Source organism: Bradyrhizobium sp. 45, assembly GCF_023073155.1.
GTDB lineage: Bacteria > Pseudomonadota > Alphaproteobacteria > Rhizobiales > Xanthobacteraceae > Bradyrhizobium > Bradyrhizobium canariense_D.
Window position 1 is genome coordinate 65,100 of record NZ_JADPIX010000017.1, and the last position, 15,039, is coordinate 80,138.

The window sequence follows — 15,039 nt, forward strand, 5'->3', positions numbered from 1 at the left end:
CGGAGTGACCGCTTTCGCTGAAACAATAACAGATGAGCCTCGCGACGTCTCCTCAACCGGCGTGCGCGCGCAAGAACCTGCCGTGCTCGGCTTCGGTCCCCTCGTTGGCGGGGAACATGCACTCGAGCCGCAGCTCCTCCGCCGTCACCGTCTGCGGCGTTCCAACCGTCGTGATCAGGGAGAAGTAGTCCAGCGTCACACCGTCCTTGACGAAGGACAACGGGATCATCGGCATCGCATCGGATGCCGACGGCGCACGCCATTCCGGCTTCACCCCGGGGTATTGCGACAGCTCCTCCAGCAACGCCTTCGTCCTGATGTCAACCACGTGTCCGACTGCCTCGCGATACACCCGCGCCAGCAGCCCGCGTGCGGTCTGCGGCCAGTTCGCGATAAAAGGGCGCATGCCCTCCGGATCGAACATAAGATGCAGCAGGTTTCGTGGCGCCGGCCGTGCGGACATGTCGATGAAGCAATTGAACAGAAGCGGCGCGGCCTCATTGGTCATCAGCACGTTCCAGTACCGGTCCATGACGATGGCGGGAAACGGCTCGTGCTGACGCAGCATGCGTTGCAGGGCACGGTTGATGCTCGTCATGCCGGGCGCCTCGAGCGCGGGCTCGGAATAGGACGGCGCATAGCCGGCGGCCAGCAGCAGCTCGTTGCGTTCGCGCAAGGGCACGTCGAGGGCTTGCGCAAGGTCGAGCAGCATCTGGCGGCTCGGAACGCTGCGGCCGCTCTCGACGAAGCTGATGTGCTTCTGCGAGACGCCGGCGTCGAAGGACAGGTCGAGCTGCGTCTTGCCGCGAATGTCCCGCCATTGACGCAGCAGCGCGCCCGCGGAACTGGCGCGCGTCTTGAGGGCACTGGCCGTCGCTTTCATGGCCGACTGATCCTTCCTGTCGATGTGCGGCATCGTCAACGCGCATCGGCGGCGGTACGTCGGCTTGTCCGAGGCACCACCGCCGATGGTAGCAGGTTCGTGGCGATCAACCGAAGGCGACCGGCCCCACGGCACCGGCCCAGTGCCGTACCTTGGTGTCGTTCCTCTCGTCCATGTAGAAGAAGTGCGTCATCGTGGGATGAACCGTCTTCATTGAGGGATCATCGGGTGTCATGTCCACGACACCCCGAAACACCTTCAGCGACCCCGCGTCCCAATATTCGGTGATGTGATGGAGCGCGGTGAATCCGGTGTCGATGAAGGCCTTCAGATTGCCGCGGATCGCCTCGCGCCCCTTCCAATCGGCGACGCCGAGGTTGCAAACGGCATCTTCCGTAAAACAGTCGAAGCCTGGTCCGAAGGTCTTGTTGTCGATCTCCCGCCACATGTCGAGCAGCCATTGCGGCGGCTCCTTCTTCGTAAACACGACTTGCATAGCTCTCTCCTCATGCACCGACACACACGCGACAGGAGGCTTGATGGAATGCTTCCTGTCGGGTGAATGACCGGGACAGTAGCCAGGCTGCAGATGGGCTCAATTACATGCCAGGTAATAAGGCGCGTTCGGAGGCCTCCTCTTTCCCTTCGCCCGACTTTATGGAACCCTACGACGATGCGCCGGATCATCGTTGTAGGCTGTCAGGGTAGCGGAAAGACGAGCCTCTCCCGAAATCTCGGGCAAAAGCTCGCGCTGCCGGTGGTGCATCTCGACGTGCTCTACTGGCGGCCGGGATGGAAGCCATCCGACAAACCGAACTTCCGAGCACGGGTTACCGAGGCGATCGCGGGCGACGCATGGGTTGTCGACGGCAGCTTCTCGGGACTTGCCTTCGATCTCACGCTCGCGCGCGCCGATACGCTGGTCGTCATCGACCGCCCGCGCTGGCTCTGCCAGTGGCGCATTCTCCTGCGATCCGCCTTCGATCGCGACAAGGCCCGGCCTGATCTCCCGGAGGGGTGCCCCGAGCAGTTCGACTGGAAATTGATGCGCGAGGCGTGGCGCTACGACACCGAGCGCGCGCCTGTCATCGAGGCCGAGCGTATGCAGTATGGCGCTGACGTTCCGGTCGTGCGCTTGAGACGCGATCGAGACATCCAGGGGTTTCTGGATTCGCTGCACGGCACATGATGGATGGCGGTGACGTGAGACCGGACGATCAGGATTTCTTCTGCGCGATGCGCGCGGCGAATGCCTTCATCAGGTCGGTATCCGCCGCCTCGCCTTTCGCATCCTCGGCGAGGTGCTCGAACCAGCGCGCAAAGCCTTCGTAAACCTGGCTCGCCGGATGATCGGGGCCGAGGAAGCCGGAAATCTCCCGCATCTCCGCGACCCAGCGATAGGCTTTCGGAATCATGTCCGGCAGCGCGACTTCGAGCCGGGCCAGAACCGCGGGCTGGCTGAGTGCGAGTTCGTCGCGCAGCGCATCCGCAGCCCCCGCTTTCGTTGCCGCGACCACCATCGCCGCGCCGATCCCGGCGAGGCCCTTGACGATCCCGGCATAGGACATTTTCAGCGCGGACGCGGCACCGACCGGCCCTTCGACGATCCGCACGTCGAGCCCGAAATCCTTCAGCACGGCGACATCCTTGGCGTGCTCGCCCGACATGTAGAAGGCCGGGCTCTTGCCACCGGGCTGGGGCGGGAACCCGATGATGCCGGCATCGACGAACGGCGCCTGTGCCGAGCCGATGATCTCCTCGATCCTCATCACGGTATCGACGTTGACGGCATTGCAATCGACCACGACCGGCTTCTTCTCGCGCCGGACGATCAGCCCGGCCAGCCGCTCGGCGAGCGCCACGGCTTCGCCCGGCGGCACGATCGACAGGATGATGTCGGCGTCCGCGATCGCGTCGTCCTCGGCGCCGATCATGCCGGCATCCGTGGCGCGTTTGCGCGTCGCTTCGCTCCGCCCTCTCAACGACGTCAGCACACGCGCACCGTGCTCGCCGAGACGGCGGGCCACGGCACTGCCCATGGCACCGGGCGCGAGGATCGCAATAGTTTTGGACATCGTGCACTCCAGATCGAAGCCCGAGCAACGCGCTCAGTTCAATCGGAGACTAGCAGAGGACGAGACGCCCGCGTGAACGGCGGCCATCCCGCAGGGGAATGGCCCTACTCCACCTTCGCAGGCTGGGGCTGCACCGCCGCCGAGGCGTTGGCAATACGCGCGGCATTCGCCATGCCCGCCAGCGCCGCTGCCTTCTTCGAATCGGGCGCTGAGCCCGGCTGCACGACGCCGGCCGACATGATCAGCGTCGCGGCATCCTCGGTGCTCATGTCGACCTCGACGATCTTGCTCTTGGGCACATAGAAGAAGAAGCCGGTCGTCGGGTTCGGCGAGCACGGCAGGAACACCGAGACGTGCTCCTCCTGACCCGGCAGGCTGCGGGAGACGTCCTCGTTCGGCGCTTGCGAGATCAGCACGATCGACCACATGCCCGGCGAGGGAAACTCAACCAGGCCGACCTTGCGGAAGCTCGAGCCCTTGCCCGAGAACAGCGTCTCGAACACCTGCTTCAGGCCGCGGTAGATGGCGCGTACCGCCGGGATGCGGCCGAGGAAGGTCTCGCCGACATCGACCAGTGTCCGGCCGATCAAATTGGCCGCGAGGAAGCCGACCAGCGTCAACGTGAAGAATGCGACGATCAGCCCCCAGCCGGGAATGACATAGGGCAGATAAGTCTCGGGCCGATAGGCCAGCGGCACGAACGGCCGCACCACGCCATCGACCCAGGTGACGAACCACCAGACCAGATACAGCGTGATCGCAATCGGCCCCGTCACGATGAGGCCGGTGAGGAAATAGTTACGGAAGCGGCCGATCAGGCCGGTATGCGGCTCGGGCACGGCATCAAGAGGCGCAGGCGCGTCGTCACGGGGGTTCATTCGGGTTCCAAGTCAGTCGCTTCGTCCAAGCTAGGGTCTTCTAGCAGGTTTTGGAAGACCACGAAGCGTCCCGCACTCGACCCCTCTGCCTATTCCACCGTCACGGATTTCGCGAGATTGCGCGGCTGGTCGACATCGGTCCCCATGATGACCGCCGTATGATAGGCGAGCAGCTGAACCGGGACCGCATAGACCATCGGCGTGAACGCCGCCGCCATATCGGGCATGACGATGGTGACGAGGGACTCGACGGTTGCCTCCTGCGCGCCTTTGGCGTCGGTCATCAGGATGATCTTGCCGCCGCGAGCGGCGACCTCCTGCATGTTGGAGACGGTCTTTTCGAACACCCGGTCGTAGGGCGCGATGACGACGACAGGCATGGTCTCGTCGATCAGCGCGATCGGGCCGTGCTTGAGCTCGCCGGCGGCATAGCCCTCGGCGTGGATGTAGGAGATCTCCTTCAGCTTCAACGCCCCTTCGAGGGCGAGCGGGAAGCTGGTGCCGCGACCGAGATAGAGCACGTCGCGAGATTTCGCGATCTCGCGCGCGAGCTTCTCGATCTGGAGCTCGGTGGTGAGCGCATCCGACATCAAACGCGGGATTTCGACGAGCCCGTGAACGAGCTTGGTCTCGTCCTCGTCGGTCAGTTCGCCGCGGGCCTTGCCGGCCGCGATCGCAAGATTTGCCAGCACCATGAGCTGGCAGGTGAACGCCTTGGTCGAGGCGACGCCGATCTCTGGGCCGGCCAGCGTTTGCAGCACGGTCTCGCTTTCGCGCGCGATCGTCGAGGTCGGCACGTTGACGACGGCCACCGTGTGCACGCCTTGGGCCTTGGCGTAGCGCAGCGCGGCCAAGGTGTCGGCGGTCTCGCCCGACTGCGAGATGAAGATGGCGAGATCACCCTTGCGCAAGGGCGCCTCGCGGTAGCGGAATTCGGAGGCGACATCGACCTCGACCGGCACGCGCGCGAAACGCTCGAACCAGTATTTTGCGACGAAGCCGGCGTAGCTCGCAGTGCCGCAAGCCGTGATGTTGATGCGCTGGATGTTCTTGAAGTCGAACGGCAGCTTGACCGGCAGCGAGACCCGCTCGGTCGCCATGTCGACATAGCGTGCCAGCGTGTGGCCGACCACTTCCGGCTGCTCGTGGATCTCCTTGGCCATGAAGTGGCGGTAATTGGCCTTGTCGACCAGCGAGGTCGAGGCCGCGTGCTTGGTCTTCTCGCGCTGGACGGCATGGCCGTCCTTGTCGAAGATCGAAGCGCTTGTATGGGTCAGCACGACCCAGTCGCCGTCCTCGAGATAGCTGATCGTGTCGGTGAACGGCCCGAGCGCGATGGCGTCGGAGCCGAGATACATCTCGCCGTCACCATAGCCGATCGCGAGCGGCGGACCGTTGCGCGCGCCGATCATCAAATCGTCCTCGCCCGCGAAGATGAAGCCGAGTGCGAACGCGCCGCGCAGCCGCGCCAGCGTCAATTTCACCGCTTCCACCGGCTTGTTGCCGCGCGTGAGCAGGTCGTCGACGAGATGCAGCACGATCTCGGTGTCGGTCTGGGTGTGGAACACCGTGCCTTTCTTTTCGAGCTCCTCGCGCAGCTCGCGGAAATTCTCGATGATGCCGTTGTGAACCACGGCGACACGCTCGGTCGCGTGCGGGTGCGCATTGTTCACGGTCGGCTTGCCGTGGGTGGCCCAGCGGGTGTGACCGATTCCGGTCGTGCCCTTGAGCGGCTCGGCCTCCAGCCGCTTCTCCAGATTCTTCAGCTTGCCCTCGGCGCGGCGGCGCTCGAGCTGCTTGCCTTCGAGCGTGGCGACGCCCGCGGAATCATAGCCGCGATATTCAAGACGTTTGAGCGAATCCACCAATTGCTCTGCAACCGGCTGGCGCCCGAGAATGCCGACAATCCCGCACATGCGGATCAATATCCCCCAAATCGTCGAAAAATCGCCTAAACGACCAGCTCAGTTTTTAGCGAAGTTCCTAAGGAACCAGATACTCAATAATTATTGCTGATTGAGACAGCACCGACGGCGACCGAGCCTCGCCTGCGTCGAACTGGCTGGGCCTTAAACCGCGCGCGTTAACTTGTTGTCAACAAATTTGGCCAACCCTTGCGTACCAAGGAGAGAGGCCATGAAAGGCTCATCCAACCGCAAAGGCCTGTCATCGATGGCGGTGCGCGCCAGCGAGACCACCGGCACGCACCTCGCGCATTGGCCGCCGCCCCAGCGCGGCAAGGAAAGCAAGCCCGTCTTCATCAAGCACGTCGCCGGCGAGCCGGCGAAGCGTGCCAAGCCGCGCGGCTGGCGCCTGACGCGCGCGATCTTCTCCGAATTCGCCGACGACGAATAGCGGCGCTCATTTCGCCGGCTTATTCCCTCGCGTCTTCATCTCGCGATAGCGCGCCGCACCACCTTCGCGGATGGTCTGCGGGCTCCGCTCCAGCGCCATGGCGTCATCAGGCACGTCGCGCGTGATCACGGAGCCCGAGCCGATATAGGCGCCGTTGCCGATTATCACCGGTGCAACCAGCGAGGAGTTGGTGCCGACGAAGGCGCCCTGCCCGATGATCGTCTTGTGCTTCTTGAAGCCGTCGTAGTTGCAGGTGATGGTGCCGGCGCCGATGTTGGAATTAGCGCCGATGATGGCATCGCCGATGTAGGAGAGATGGTTGACCTTGACGCCGGCCTCCAGCGTCGCGGCCTTGGTCTCCACAAAATTGCCGATGCGCGCGCCGTCGCCGAGCGAGGTGCCGGGCCGCAGGCGCGCATAGGGGCCGATCGAGACCTTCTTGCCGAGCTTGGTCTCGACGATATGCGAGAAGGAATGGACCACCGTGCCGTCGCCGATCGAAACGCCGGGGCCGATCACCACGAAGGGCTCGATCGTCACGTCCTTGCCGAATACGGTATCCGCGGCGAGATAGACGGTTTCGGGCGCGATCAGCGTGACGCCGGACTCCATCGCCACTTTCCGCAACCGCGCCTGCATCACGCCTTCAGCCTCGGCGAGCTGCGCCTTGGTGTTGATGCCGCGCACTTCGTCCTCGCTGGTTTCGATCACCACGGCATCCCATCCCTGTTCGCTGATAATGCCGACCGCGTCGGTCAGATAATATTCGCCCTTGGAATTCGCATTGCCGATCTTGTCGAGGATCGCGAGCGCGCGATGCCCGTCGATCGCCATAACCCCGGCATTGCACAGGTCGATCTTGCGCTCCTCGGCGCTGGCATCGGCCTGCTCGCGGATCGCGACCAGGCGGTCGCCCTCGACGATGAAGCGGCCATAGCCGGTGGGATCGGCGGCGCGGAAGCCGAGTGCGGCAATTGCGGCGCCTTTGGCCAGCGGCGCGCGCAGCCGCGCAAAGGTCTCGGCCGAGATCAGCGGCGTGTCGCCGAACGCAATCAGCAGATCATCCACGCCCCGCGCAATGACATCACGCGCCGCCAGCACCGCATGTGCGGTGCCGAGCCGTTCCTGTTGCACGAAGGTGAGCGCGTCGGGACGGATGCGCCTTGCTTCGTCCGCCACCGCCTGATGATCGGGTCCGATCACGACCGCGAGCGAGGTGCCGGTTCCCTTGGGCGCCGCGGCGAGCACGTGGGCGAGCAAGCTCTGGTGCGCGACAGGATGCAGCACTTTCGGCAGGTGTGAGCGCATACGCGTGCCTTCGCCGGCGGCGAGCACGATCGTGAGGCTGGAACGGGCGGTCATCGCAATCCTGTCAATCGGCCGAATCAATCGGCGCCAGCGGGCGACGGGCCGCCCTCATCAGCTATCGCCTTGCTACCCCCGCAAACGCCCGGAGTTCAAGTGCGACACGCTTTTCCTGTTAATGTTCCCTGATTGATTCGGGGAAGCCGGACAGGGGTTGGGCACTTAACGTTCATGGCAAAGGATTCCGACCCACTGGCGGATGCCTTCGGCGCCAAGGAGACCGGCGGGCTGTTCTCCGGACTTGTGGCCGAGGAGAGTTCGTTCGATCGCGGCATGATGTGGCGGCTGGGCTCATGGGGCGTGACGGCCGTCGGCGCCGTGGTGCTTGCCGTGTTCGCCAACCAGGCCCAGCTCGGCTGGCGGCGCGACCAGGTCGCATCCGCCGATCTCGCGCGCCAGGCCGACCGGCTCCGGATCCTGACCAAGGAGAGCCAGAACGAGGCCCGCCGGCTCGCCTCCGCCATCGAGACGCTGAACACCGATCGCGACCGGCTCTATTCGCGCGTCACCGTGCTGGAGCAAGGGCTCGATTCCGTGACCGGCGCCATCGCCAAGCAGACGACAACGCCGCCGCAGGCGTCCGTTGCGAAGCCGCAGGACGCGCCGGCCTTGATCGGCCCGCCGGCGCCCGGCATCGCGCAGGTCGCCTCGACACCGGCTCCGGCCAACGACAGGCCGCGCGCCGAGGCCGCAAAGGAGCCGTGGAGTCCGCCGCCGCAGAGCGCGGCCGCGGCCTCGCTGGTCGCGCAGTCGCCGGCGACGAATTCGGCACTGCCGATGCTTCCGTTGGTCCCATCCAAATCGATCATGGCGCCGCCCGATCCGGCCGCCCCGAAACTGGTTCAGCCCGAGGCCGCAGAGAAGGCGACCGAGAAGGCTGCCGAGACGAAGCCAGAACCGGCGCCCGCTCCGATCGAAGTCGCCGCGGCACCTGCCAAGCCGCCGGAGGCCGCCGAAAGCGAGGCTCCCGCGATCGCGGTCCAGCAGACGCGCTTTGCGATTGATCTCGGTGGCGCCAACTCGCTCGATGGCCTGCGCGCGCTGTGGCGCGGGGTCACCAAATCCAATCCCGAAATCGCAGCGCTGCGGCCGATCATCATGATCAAGGAAGGCAACACCGGCCTTGGCATGCAGATCCGCCTCGGCGCCGGTCCGCTGATCAATGCAGCGGCTGCAGCAAAACTCTGCGCCGGCCTCGCCGAGAACGACCGCCACTGCGAGACCACCGTGTTCGACGGCCAGCGGCTGTCAATGCGCGGCGGCCAAGAGAAGAAGCAGGACAAGGGGCAAGACAAGACCCAAGACAAGACCCAAGACAAGACGCAAGACAGGGTTCAGGAGAAGAACTCCGACAAGAACCAGGACTCGGTGCCGCAAGCCGAGACCGCCCCGGCGCCCGCGCCGGCCGCCAAGCCGGACAAGCATCGCCGCAGCTATTCCTCAAAACGCTCGTCGAAGCGCGAGGAGCCCGCGCCTGCTCCTGCGGCGCAGCCGGCCGCACAGCCGAAGCCGGAGACGGCGTCGGCGGGATCGACGCTGTCGTCGTTCTTCAGAAGGTAGCTTACCTCGCGGCAATTCATCAGCGTAATGGGTGAAGGATCTCACGCAGGTCGCGAGAAACTTGCGCCTCCCCTGTTGCCCCGTTCCACCATCCCGACCATATTGCCGCCATGACAAAAAAGCCCTTCCGCCTCACGCCCTACCAGGTGCAGTTCCTAATCGTCGTCGGCTTCGCCAGCGTCGGCTATGCGCTCTATCTGCGCTATCTCGGAATCGAAAACTCGCAGGTCGGTCTCGCCTGCGACGCCGGGCTTCAGACCCTGGTCTGCAAGGCGCGCTCGGTCTCGACCGTGCTGTTCAAGAATTCGGTGTTCGGCATCGTCGCGCTGGTGGTGGCAACGCTGAACCTGATGCGGCCGTCCATCGTGCTGCTCACCGCCGGCATCATCGCCGCGGGCCTTGGCATCGTGCTCTACAATGTCGTGCTGTCGGGCCTGGCGATCGGCCTGCTCATTCTTGGATTTGCTCGGCCCGCGCCCGCCACAGCGTGAGCGCGAACAAGAGATAGATCGCGCAGGTCCACAGCGACTGCCAATTGTCGCGGCCCTCGTTGAACAGCACATAGGCCGCCGACAGCGTCAGCACGCCGGCGAAGACCGATTCCGCGATCGGACGCTGGCCGATCTGCGGCCGGTTCAGCATCAACAGCGCAAACGGCACAACCGCCATCGTCAGCGCGGCGTAAGGGAAATCCTTGTAGCGCGGGTCGAACACGAATCCGAGCGCGGTCTGCGCCGCGATGACCGCCGTCACTGCCAGCGTCAAGCCGAGCACGGCGGTGAGCTTCGACCATTTCCGGCCCTCGCGCGGACCAAGCAGATCGAGGAAGGTCGGAAGGCTGCGGCCGATCACCATCGCCTGCGCGCAGAAGATCGGCGACAGGATGCCAGCCGCGAGCAGCGCGCCCCACAGCAGCCAGCCGCCGATGCCGTAGCTCTCGTAGTACATCTTGTCGGCGCCGATCCCGAGCAGAATGCCGGCCGAGGTTGCCGAGATCGCCACGCCGAGCCAGGACGAGAAGCGCGGCGTCCACGGTCTGCGCCGCAACGTCAGGCCCGCGACCGCGAACACCAGCACGGAGAGGCCCATGCCGGCGGCCATGTACCATTTCCAGTACGGGAAATTGCTGATCGGCTCGCCCGGCGGATATTTCAGGCCACGGCGCACCGAGTCATAGAGGCCCCAATAGCCGCCGACGGTGCCTTCCAGTTTGCGCTTCCACGGCTGGTCGTAGGACTCGATCAGATTGACGCGGAATTTCTGCGCTTTCGCCAGACTCAGGATCTCCGAGACCACGCGCGCCTGGTTGGTGCGCGACGGCAGCGCGCCATCTCGCATGCGCCCTTCGCTCGGCCAGCCGGTTTCGCCGATCAAAATCTCCTTGCCGGGAAATGCGACCGCCATGCGCTCGCGGATCTGTTCGACATGGGAGGCGGCGAACTTGGCCCGCACCGGATTGTCTTCCCAATAGGGCAGGATGTGGATCGTGACGAAGTCGACGGCGTCATAGATCTCGCGATTCCTGAGCCAGAACTCCCAGACATCGGCATAGGTGACGGGCACGCTGACCTGCGCCTTCACCGAGCGGATGATGGAGACGAGGTCCGCGGTCGTCATCTCGCCGCGCAGCAGCACTTCGTTGCCGACGATGATGCTGGTGATGATCCCGGGGAAATCCTTGGAAAGGCGAATGGCGAGCGCGGCCTGCTCGAAATTCTTGGTGCGGTTGCTGGAGAGCCAGATGCCCTGGAGCACCTTCAGCCCGCCGATCCGGGCCGCGATCGCCGGCACCTGGTCGAGCCCGTTCTCCATCGAATAGGTGCGGACGCAGTCGGTGATCTCCTTGAGCTGGCGCAGGTCCTGCTCGATCTGATCGGCCTCGATATGAGTCCATGCGTTCAGCGGCGACTGCTCGCCGCGGAACGGCGCGTAGGAGACGCATTGGACCTTGTCGGCGGGATCGATCGGGGCGCGCGCGAGCGAGATCGGCGTGGCAAGCCACCACCACACGGCAGCGATCGCACCCAATGAAACGAGCAGAAGCGCCAGTGGCGTACGAAGAGAAATCGGTTCCGTCCTCCGCGAAGGGCCGTCGATTACCTGCTAGCACGCCGTCTGCCAAGGGGGTGACTCCGTTATGGATCCATCCCTCCCCTGAGGAATTTACCTGCGGCCGTTCGACCGAGGCCTAGGATCGTGACTTTGCTGGACAAAATTCCAGATTCAGGCCATGGACTGGGGAGGACTTTTCCGCCGCATTGGAGACCCATTTGGACGCCATCACCGAGCGCGTCCGCGAAGGTCCTGACGCGGACGGTCAGTGATATATTGGGGAATTCATGCGGCAACGGGTGTTCGAGTTACGAAATGCGGTCCTGCGGCAGTTCGCCGCCACCTTGGCCGTTTCTTCCCTTGTCATCCTGATGGGTATCGGCCTGATGGGTATCGGCGCGGCCTCCGCCCAGAGCGGCACGCCCGCCCCCGACCAGAGCAAGGCAGCCGCCCAGCCCGCCGACACGGCCAAGGATGCCGCTCAGAATCAGCGCCGCACCGACGAATTCGCCGAAGCAGCCCAGGTCATCAGCGGCCCGGCCGGCAACCCCGAATGCGTCTGGCTCGGCCGCCGCGTGGTGCGGCTGATGTGGCGGGACGACCTCGATACCGCATTCCGCCATCTCGACCTCTATGACCGTTTCGGCTGCCCCGGCGGCCACATCCAGGCCGCCTTCCGCTGCCTGACCCGCTTCGGCGGCCAGATCGATCCCAAGGTCGCCGAAACCCTGGACAGCCGTGTGCACGCTTGCTGGATCAACCCGGCGTCGCAGCCGCAGCAGGCGGCGGCCGCGGCCTCGCAGCCGGCCGCGCCCGCATCGGGCAATGCGCAGCCGCAGCCGGCCGCGAGCCCCTCGCCGGCGGCAAGCCCGTCACCGGCGCCCCCGAAATAGCCGCGATTGTTTCAGCCTCCGTTCAGGAACGATCGGCGATAGAAGCAATTGGCACTGCTGCGAATTTCGAAATGTGCATGCCCTCATTCGGTCATGAGGCGATGACAGTTGTGAAACCGCGCGGCAGAGGTATGCTCCATTTGCCGCGGACTTGGTCGGATCTCGGGGTCGGATCCGCTTCCCTGCCCCCTCAGCCCCTTTTGGTTTAGCCGCGATGCGGGTTGTCGCCGCCGTTCTGTTGCTTGTGTCCGCGCTCCACGCCGGCCTCTGGGGAGTCTTGCGCGACAAGGAACCCGCGCCCGACTTCAAGGGCCTGCTGCCCAGCGTCTCCTATGCCCCGTTCGAGGGCTCGGCTCATCCTGATATCGACAACATTCCGACGGTGGAGAAAATCCGCGCCGACCTGAAGACGCTGTCGACGATGACGCGCGCGATCCGCCTTTATTCGTCCACGGGCGGCGTGGAACTGGTGCCGCCGATCGCGGCGGAGTTCGGCCTCAAGGTCACCGTCGGCGCGTGGATCGACAAGGACAAGGATCGCAACGAGCGCGAGATCAAGGCCGCCATCGAGCTCGCGCGCAAGAACAGCAACGTCAACGGCGTCGTCGTCGGCAACGAGGTGATCTACCGCGGCGAGCAGAAGGTCGAAGACCTCATCGAGATGATCAAGAAGGTCAAGGGCGCGGTCCGCGTACCCGTCACGACCGGTGAGATCTGGAACATCTGGCGCGACAATCCCGACCTCGGCTCCAACGTCGACTTCATCGCCGCCCACGTGCTGCCCTATTGGGAAAACTTCCGCTCGGATCAGGCGGTCGACCAGGCCGTCGACCGCTACAATCTGTTACGCAACCTGTTCCCCGGCAAGCGCATCGTGATCGCCGAATTCGGCTGGCCGAGCGCGGGTTACAATTTACGCAACGCCGACCCCGGTCCGTTCCAGCAAGCACTGACCTTGCGCAACTTCGTCAGCCGCGCCGACGCCATCGGCATGGAATACAACATCGTCGAGGCCATCGATCAGCCCTGGAAATACTTCGAAGGCGGCGTCGGTCCGTACTGGGGCATCCTCAACGCCAGCCGCGAGCCGAAATTTGCCTGGACCGGCCCGGTGCAAAATCCCGATTATTGGAAGCTGATGGGTGTGGCGCTCCTCGTCGGTATCCTGCTGTCGCTGCCAATCCTGCGGCTGCAGCAGCCGACGGCGAAGCAGGCGTTCCTGCTGTCGGCCACCGCCAACGGCGTCGGCGCCTGGGCTGCCACCGTGTTCGCGTTCTGGAACGGGCACTATTTCATCTTCGGCTCGGCCTTCGCGCTCACGCTCGGCATGATCCTGCTTGTTCCCCTCGTGCTGATCGCGATGGCGCGCATCGACGAGATCGCGGCCGTCGCGTTCGGCCGGCCGCCGCAGCGGCTGCTCACGAAAGGCAAGCCGGTCGAGGACGTGCCCGAGAATTATTGCCCGAAGGTCTCGATCCACATCCCCGCTTATTTCGAGCCGGTCGAGATGCTCAAGCAGACGCTCGATGCGCTGTCGCGGCTGAACTATCCGAACTACGAATGTGTCGTCATCATCAACAACACGCCGGACCCTGCCTTCTGGCAGCCGATCCAGGATCATTGCCGCACGCTCGGTGAACGCTTCAAGTTCATCAACGCCGAGAAGGTGCAGGGCTTCAAGGCCGGTGCGCTGCGCATCGCGATGGACCGCACCGCCGTCGACGCCGAGATCATCGGCATCCTCGATGCCGACTACGTCGTCGATCCCGACTGGCTGAAGGACCTCGTGCCGGCGTTCGCTGATCCCAGCGTCGGCCTGGTGCAGGCGCCGCAGGAACATCGCGACGGCGACCTGTCGATCATGCACTACATCATGAACGGCGAATATGCCGGGTTCTTCGACATCGGCATGGTCCAGCGCAACGAGACCAACGCCATCATCGTGCACGGCACGATGTGCCTGATCCGCCGCGCCGCGATGGACATGGCCGGCGGCTGGTCGTCCGACACGATCTGCGAGGACAGCGATCTCGGCCTTTCGATCCAGCAGCTCGGCTGGACCACGCACTACACCAACCACCGCTACGGCCAGGGCCTGCTCCCCGACACCTACGAGGCCTTCAAGAAGCAGCGTCACCGCTGGGCCTATGGCGGCCTCCAGATCGTCAAGAAGCACTGGCGGAACTTCCTGCCCGGACGGAGCCGGCTGACGCCCGACCAGAAGCGCGAATATGGCCTCGGCTGGCTGAACTGGCTGGGTGCCGAAAGCCTCGGCGTCGTCGTGGCGCTGCTCAACCTCGTCTGGGTGCCGATCGTCGCCTTCGCCGACATCGCCATCCCCGACAAGATCCTGACGCTGCCGATCATCGGCGCCTTCATCGTCTCGCTCGTACACTTCTTGTCGATGTACCGCGCGCGCGTCGCGATCAAGCCCGGCCAGATGCTGGGCGCGATGATCGCGGCGATGAGCGTGCAGTGGACGGTGTCGCGCGCGGTGGCGCAAGGACTGATCACCGAGCACATCGCGTTCGCGCGCACCTCCAAGGGCGGCCTGTCGAGGATGTCGATCGAGTTCCAGGCGTTCTGGGAGGCCGTGATCGGCGCCCTGCTCCTGATCGGTGCCGGCGTGCTGGTGGCCTCCAACAGCTACCGCCAGATCACGGAGATCTACATCTTCGCCGGCGTGCTGGTGCTGCAGAGCCTGCCGTTCCTGGCCGCGGTCGCCATCGCCATCCTCGAGCTCAGCCGCATCAACTCGTTCCAGTTCTGGCGCGACAGCGCGATCCGCACCGCCGAGCTGATCGGCTTGCGCCCGGTCGCGCTACCCACCCCCGCCGGCACGCCGCAGCAAGTGCCGGTGCCGAGCGAGGTCCGGCGGGAAGCGAACTGACGGGGCTCCGAGCGTGGCATCCGTCCCGTGGGCGGACGTCGCGGCTTCTTCGGCGTGGATGACGGCCGCCATTCGGGTTGAAAATCCC

The 15,039-nt window shown here is 64.8% G+C and carries 13 protein-coding genes; 6 read left to right on the forward strand and 7 right to left on the reverse strand.

Going from position 1 to position 15,039, the window contains the following annotated elements; all coding sequences use genetic code 11:
• Window positions 1-52 precede the first annotated feature (52 nt).
• Both IVB42_RS03080 and IVB42_RS03085 read right to left on the reverse strand, forming a co-directional pair.
• Window positions 53-883 carry a helix-turn-helix transcriptional regulator gene (locus IVB42_RS03080; RefSeq protein WP_026233463.1) on the reverse strand — a complete coding sequence of 277 codons (831 nt, stop codon included), beginning with the start codon at window positions 881-883 and terminating at the stop codon, window positions 53-55.
• Window positions 884-989: 106 nt separating this feature from the next.
• The gene (locus IVB42_RS03085; protein WP_247395470.1) at window positions 990-1,379 is read right to left on the reverse strand and encodes a nuclear transport factor 2 family protein; all 390 of its coding nucleotides are present in this window, start codon (window positions 1,377-1,379) and stop codon (window positions 990-992) included.
• A 177-nt stretch (window positions 1,380-1,556) separates the two neighbouring features.
• Here IVB42_RS03085 and IVB42_RS03090 point away from each other — a divergent pair, with 177 nt between their 5' ends.
• Window positions 1,557-2,072, forward strand: coding sequence for an adenylate kinase (locus IVB42_RS03090; RefSeq protein ID WP_018457939.1), 516 nt, complete (start codon window positions 1,557-1,559; stop codon window positions 2,070-2,072).
• A gap of 28 nt (window positions 2,073-2,100) precedes the next feature.
• Here IVB42_RS03090 and IVB42_RS03095 read toward each other — a convergent pair whose 3' ends face one another.
• From IVB42_RS03095 to glmS, 3 genes are all read right to left on the reverse strand, one after another.
• Entirely contained in the window at window positions 2,101-2,958 is an 858-nt protein-coding gene (locus IVB42_RS03095) for an NAD(P)-dependent oxidoreductase (RefSeq protein ID WP_026233464.1), read from the reverse strand.
• Window positions 2,959-3,062: 104 nt separating this feature from the next.
• Window positions 3,063-3,836 carry a DUF502 domain-containing protein gene (locus tag IVB42_RS03100; protein ID WP_018457941.1) on the reverse strand — a complete coding sequence of 258 codons (774 nt, stop codon included), beginning with the start codon at window positions 3,834-3,836 and terminating at the stop codon, window positions 3,063-3,065.
• Between the two features lie 89 nt (window positions 3,837-3,925).
• Window positions 3,926-5,752 (reverse strand): glutamine--fructose-6-phosphate transaminase (isomerizing), encoded by a 1,827-nt coding sequence (gene glmS / locus IVB42_RS03105; protein ID WP_018457942.1) that lies wholly within the window; start codon window positions 5,750-5,752, stop codon window positions 3,926-3,928.
• Window positions 5,753-5,972: 220 nt separating this feature from the next.
• On the opposite strand from glmS, the gene IVB42_RS03110 reads away from it, so the two are divergent.
• Window positions 5,973-6,191, forward strand: coding sequence for a hypothetical protein (locus IVB42_RS03110; RefSeq protein ID WP_018457943.1), 219 nt, complete (start codon window positions 5,973-5,975; stop codon window positions 6,189-6,191).
• Between the two features lie 6 nt (window positions 6,192-6,197).
• On the opposite strand, the gene glmU is transcribed toward IVB42_RS03110, so the two are convergent.
• Window positions 6,198-7,553 (reverse strand): bifunctional UDP-N-acetylglucosamine diphosphorylase/glucosamine-1-phosphate N-acetyltransferase GlmU, encoded by a 1,356-nt coding sequence (gene glmU, locus IVB42_RS03115; RefSeq protein WP_018457944.1) that lies wholly within the window; start codon window positions 7,551-7,553, stop codon window positions 6,198-6,200.
• Between the two features lie 174 nt (window positions 7,554-7,727).
• Here glmU and IVB42_RS03120 point away from each other — a divergent pair, with 174 nt between their 5' ends.
• A complete protein-coding gene (locus IVB42_RS03120; RefSeq protein WP_247336719.1) occupies window positions 7,728-9,116 on the forward strand; it encodes a hypothetical protein in 1,389 nt (462 codons plus the stop codon).
• Between the two features lie 110 nt (window positions 9,117-9,226).
• Window positions 9,227-9,607, forward strand: coding sequence for a hypothetical protein (locus tag IVB42_RS03125; RefSeq protein WP_018457946.1), 381 nt, complete (start codon window positions 9,227-9,229; stop codon window positions 9,605-9,607).
• Here the strand turns inward: IVB42_RS03125 and IVB42_RS03130 are convergent.
• Window positions 9,567-11,126, reverse strand: coding sequence for a beta-1,6-glucan synthase (locus tag IVB42_RS03130; RefSeq protein ID WP_039800292.1), 1,560 nt, complete (start codon window positions 11,124-11,126; stop codon window positions 9,567-9,569). The two genes, IVB42_RS03125 and IVB42_RS03130, sit on opposite strands and share 41 nt — an antisense overlap.
• Before the next feature lie 329 nt (window positions 11,127-11,455).
• On the opposite strand from IVB42_RS03130, the gene IVB42_RS03135 reads away from it, so the two are divergent.
• A complete protein-coding gene (locus tag IVB42_RS03135; RefSeq protein WP_018457948.1) occupies window positions 11,456-12,061 on the forward strand; it encodes a beta-1,3-glucan biosynthesis protein in 606 nt (201 codons plus the stop codon).
• Window positions 12,062-12,275: 214 nt separating this feature from the next.
• Window positions 12,276-14,951, forward strand: a complete 2,676-nt coding sequence (locus IVB42_RS03140) for a glycosyltransferase (RefSeq protein WP_018457949.1) — start codon at window positions 12,276-12,278, stop codon at window positions 14,949-14,951.
• Window positions 14,952-15,039: the final 88 nt, after the last annotated feature.

Bases quoted from the DNA above. Each gene is read 5' to 3' on its own strand.
- IVB42_RS03080 (WP_026233463.1), bottom strand. From the start codon at position 883: ATGAAAGCGACGGCCAGTGCCCTCAAGACGCGCGCCAGTTCCGCGGGC.
- IVB42_RS03085 (WP_247395470.1), bottom strand. From the start codon at position 1,379: ATGCAAGTCGTGTTTACGAAGAAGGAGCCGCCGCAATGGCTGCTCGAC.
- IVB42_RS03090 (WP_018457939.1), top strand. From the start codon at position 1,557: ATGCGCCGGATCATCGTTGTAGGCTGTCAGGGTAGCGGAAAGACGAGC.
- IVB42_RS03095 (WP_026233464.1), bottom strand. From the start codon at position 2,958: ATGTCCAAAACTATTGCGATCCTCGCGCCCGGTGCCATGGGCAGTGCC.
- IVB42_RS03100 (WP_018457941.1), bottom strand. From the start codon at position 3,836: ATGAACCCCCGTGACGACGCGCCTGCGCCTCTTGATGCCGTGCCCGAG.
- glmS (WP_018457942.1), bottom strand. From the start codon at position 5,752: ATGTGCGGGATTGTCGGCATTCTCGGGCGCCAGCCGGTTGCAGAGCAA.
- IVB42_RS03110 (WP_018457943.1), top strand. From the start codon at position 5,973: ATGAAAGGCTCATCCAACCGCAAAGGCCTGTCATCGATGGCGGTGCGC.
- glmU (WP_018457944.1), bottom strand. From the start codon at position 7,553: ATGACCGCCCGTTCCAGCCTCACGATCGTGCTCGCCGCCGGCGAAGGC.
- IVB42_RS03120 (WP_247336719.1), top strand. From the start codon at position 7,728: ATGGCAAAGGATTCCGACCCACTGGCGGATGCCTTCGGCGCCAAGGAG.
- IVB42_RS03125 (WP_018457946.1), top strand. From the start codon at position 9,227: ATGACAAAAAAGCCCTTCCGCCTCACGCCCTACCAGGTGCAGTTCCTA.
- IVB42_RS03135 (WP_018457948.1), top strand. From the start codon at position 11,456: ATGCGGCAACGGGTGTTCGAGTTACGAAATGCGGTCCTGCGGCAGTTC.
- IVB42_RS03140 (WP_018457949.1), top strand. From the start codon at position 12,276: ATGCGGGTTGTCGCCGCCGTTCTGTTGCTTGTGTCCGCGCTCCACGCC.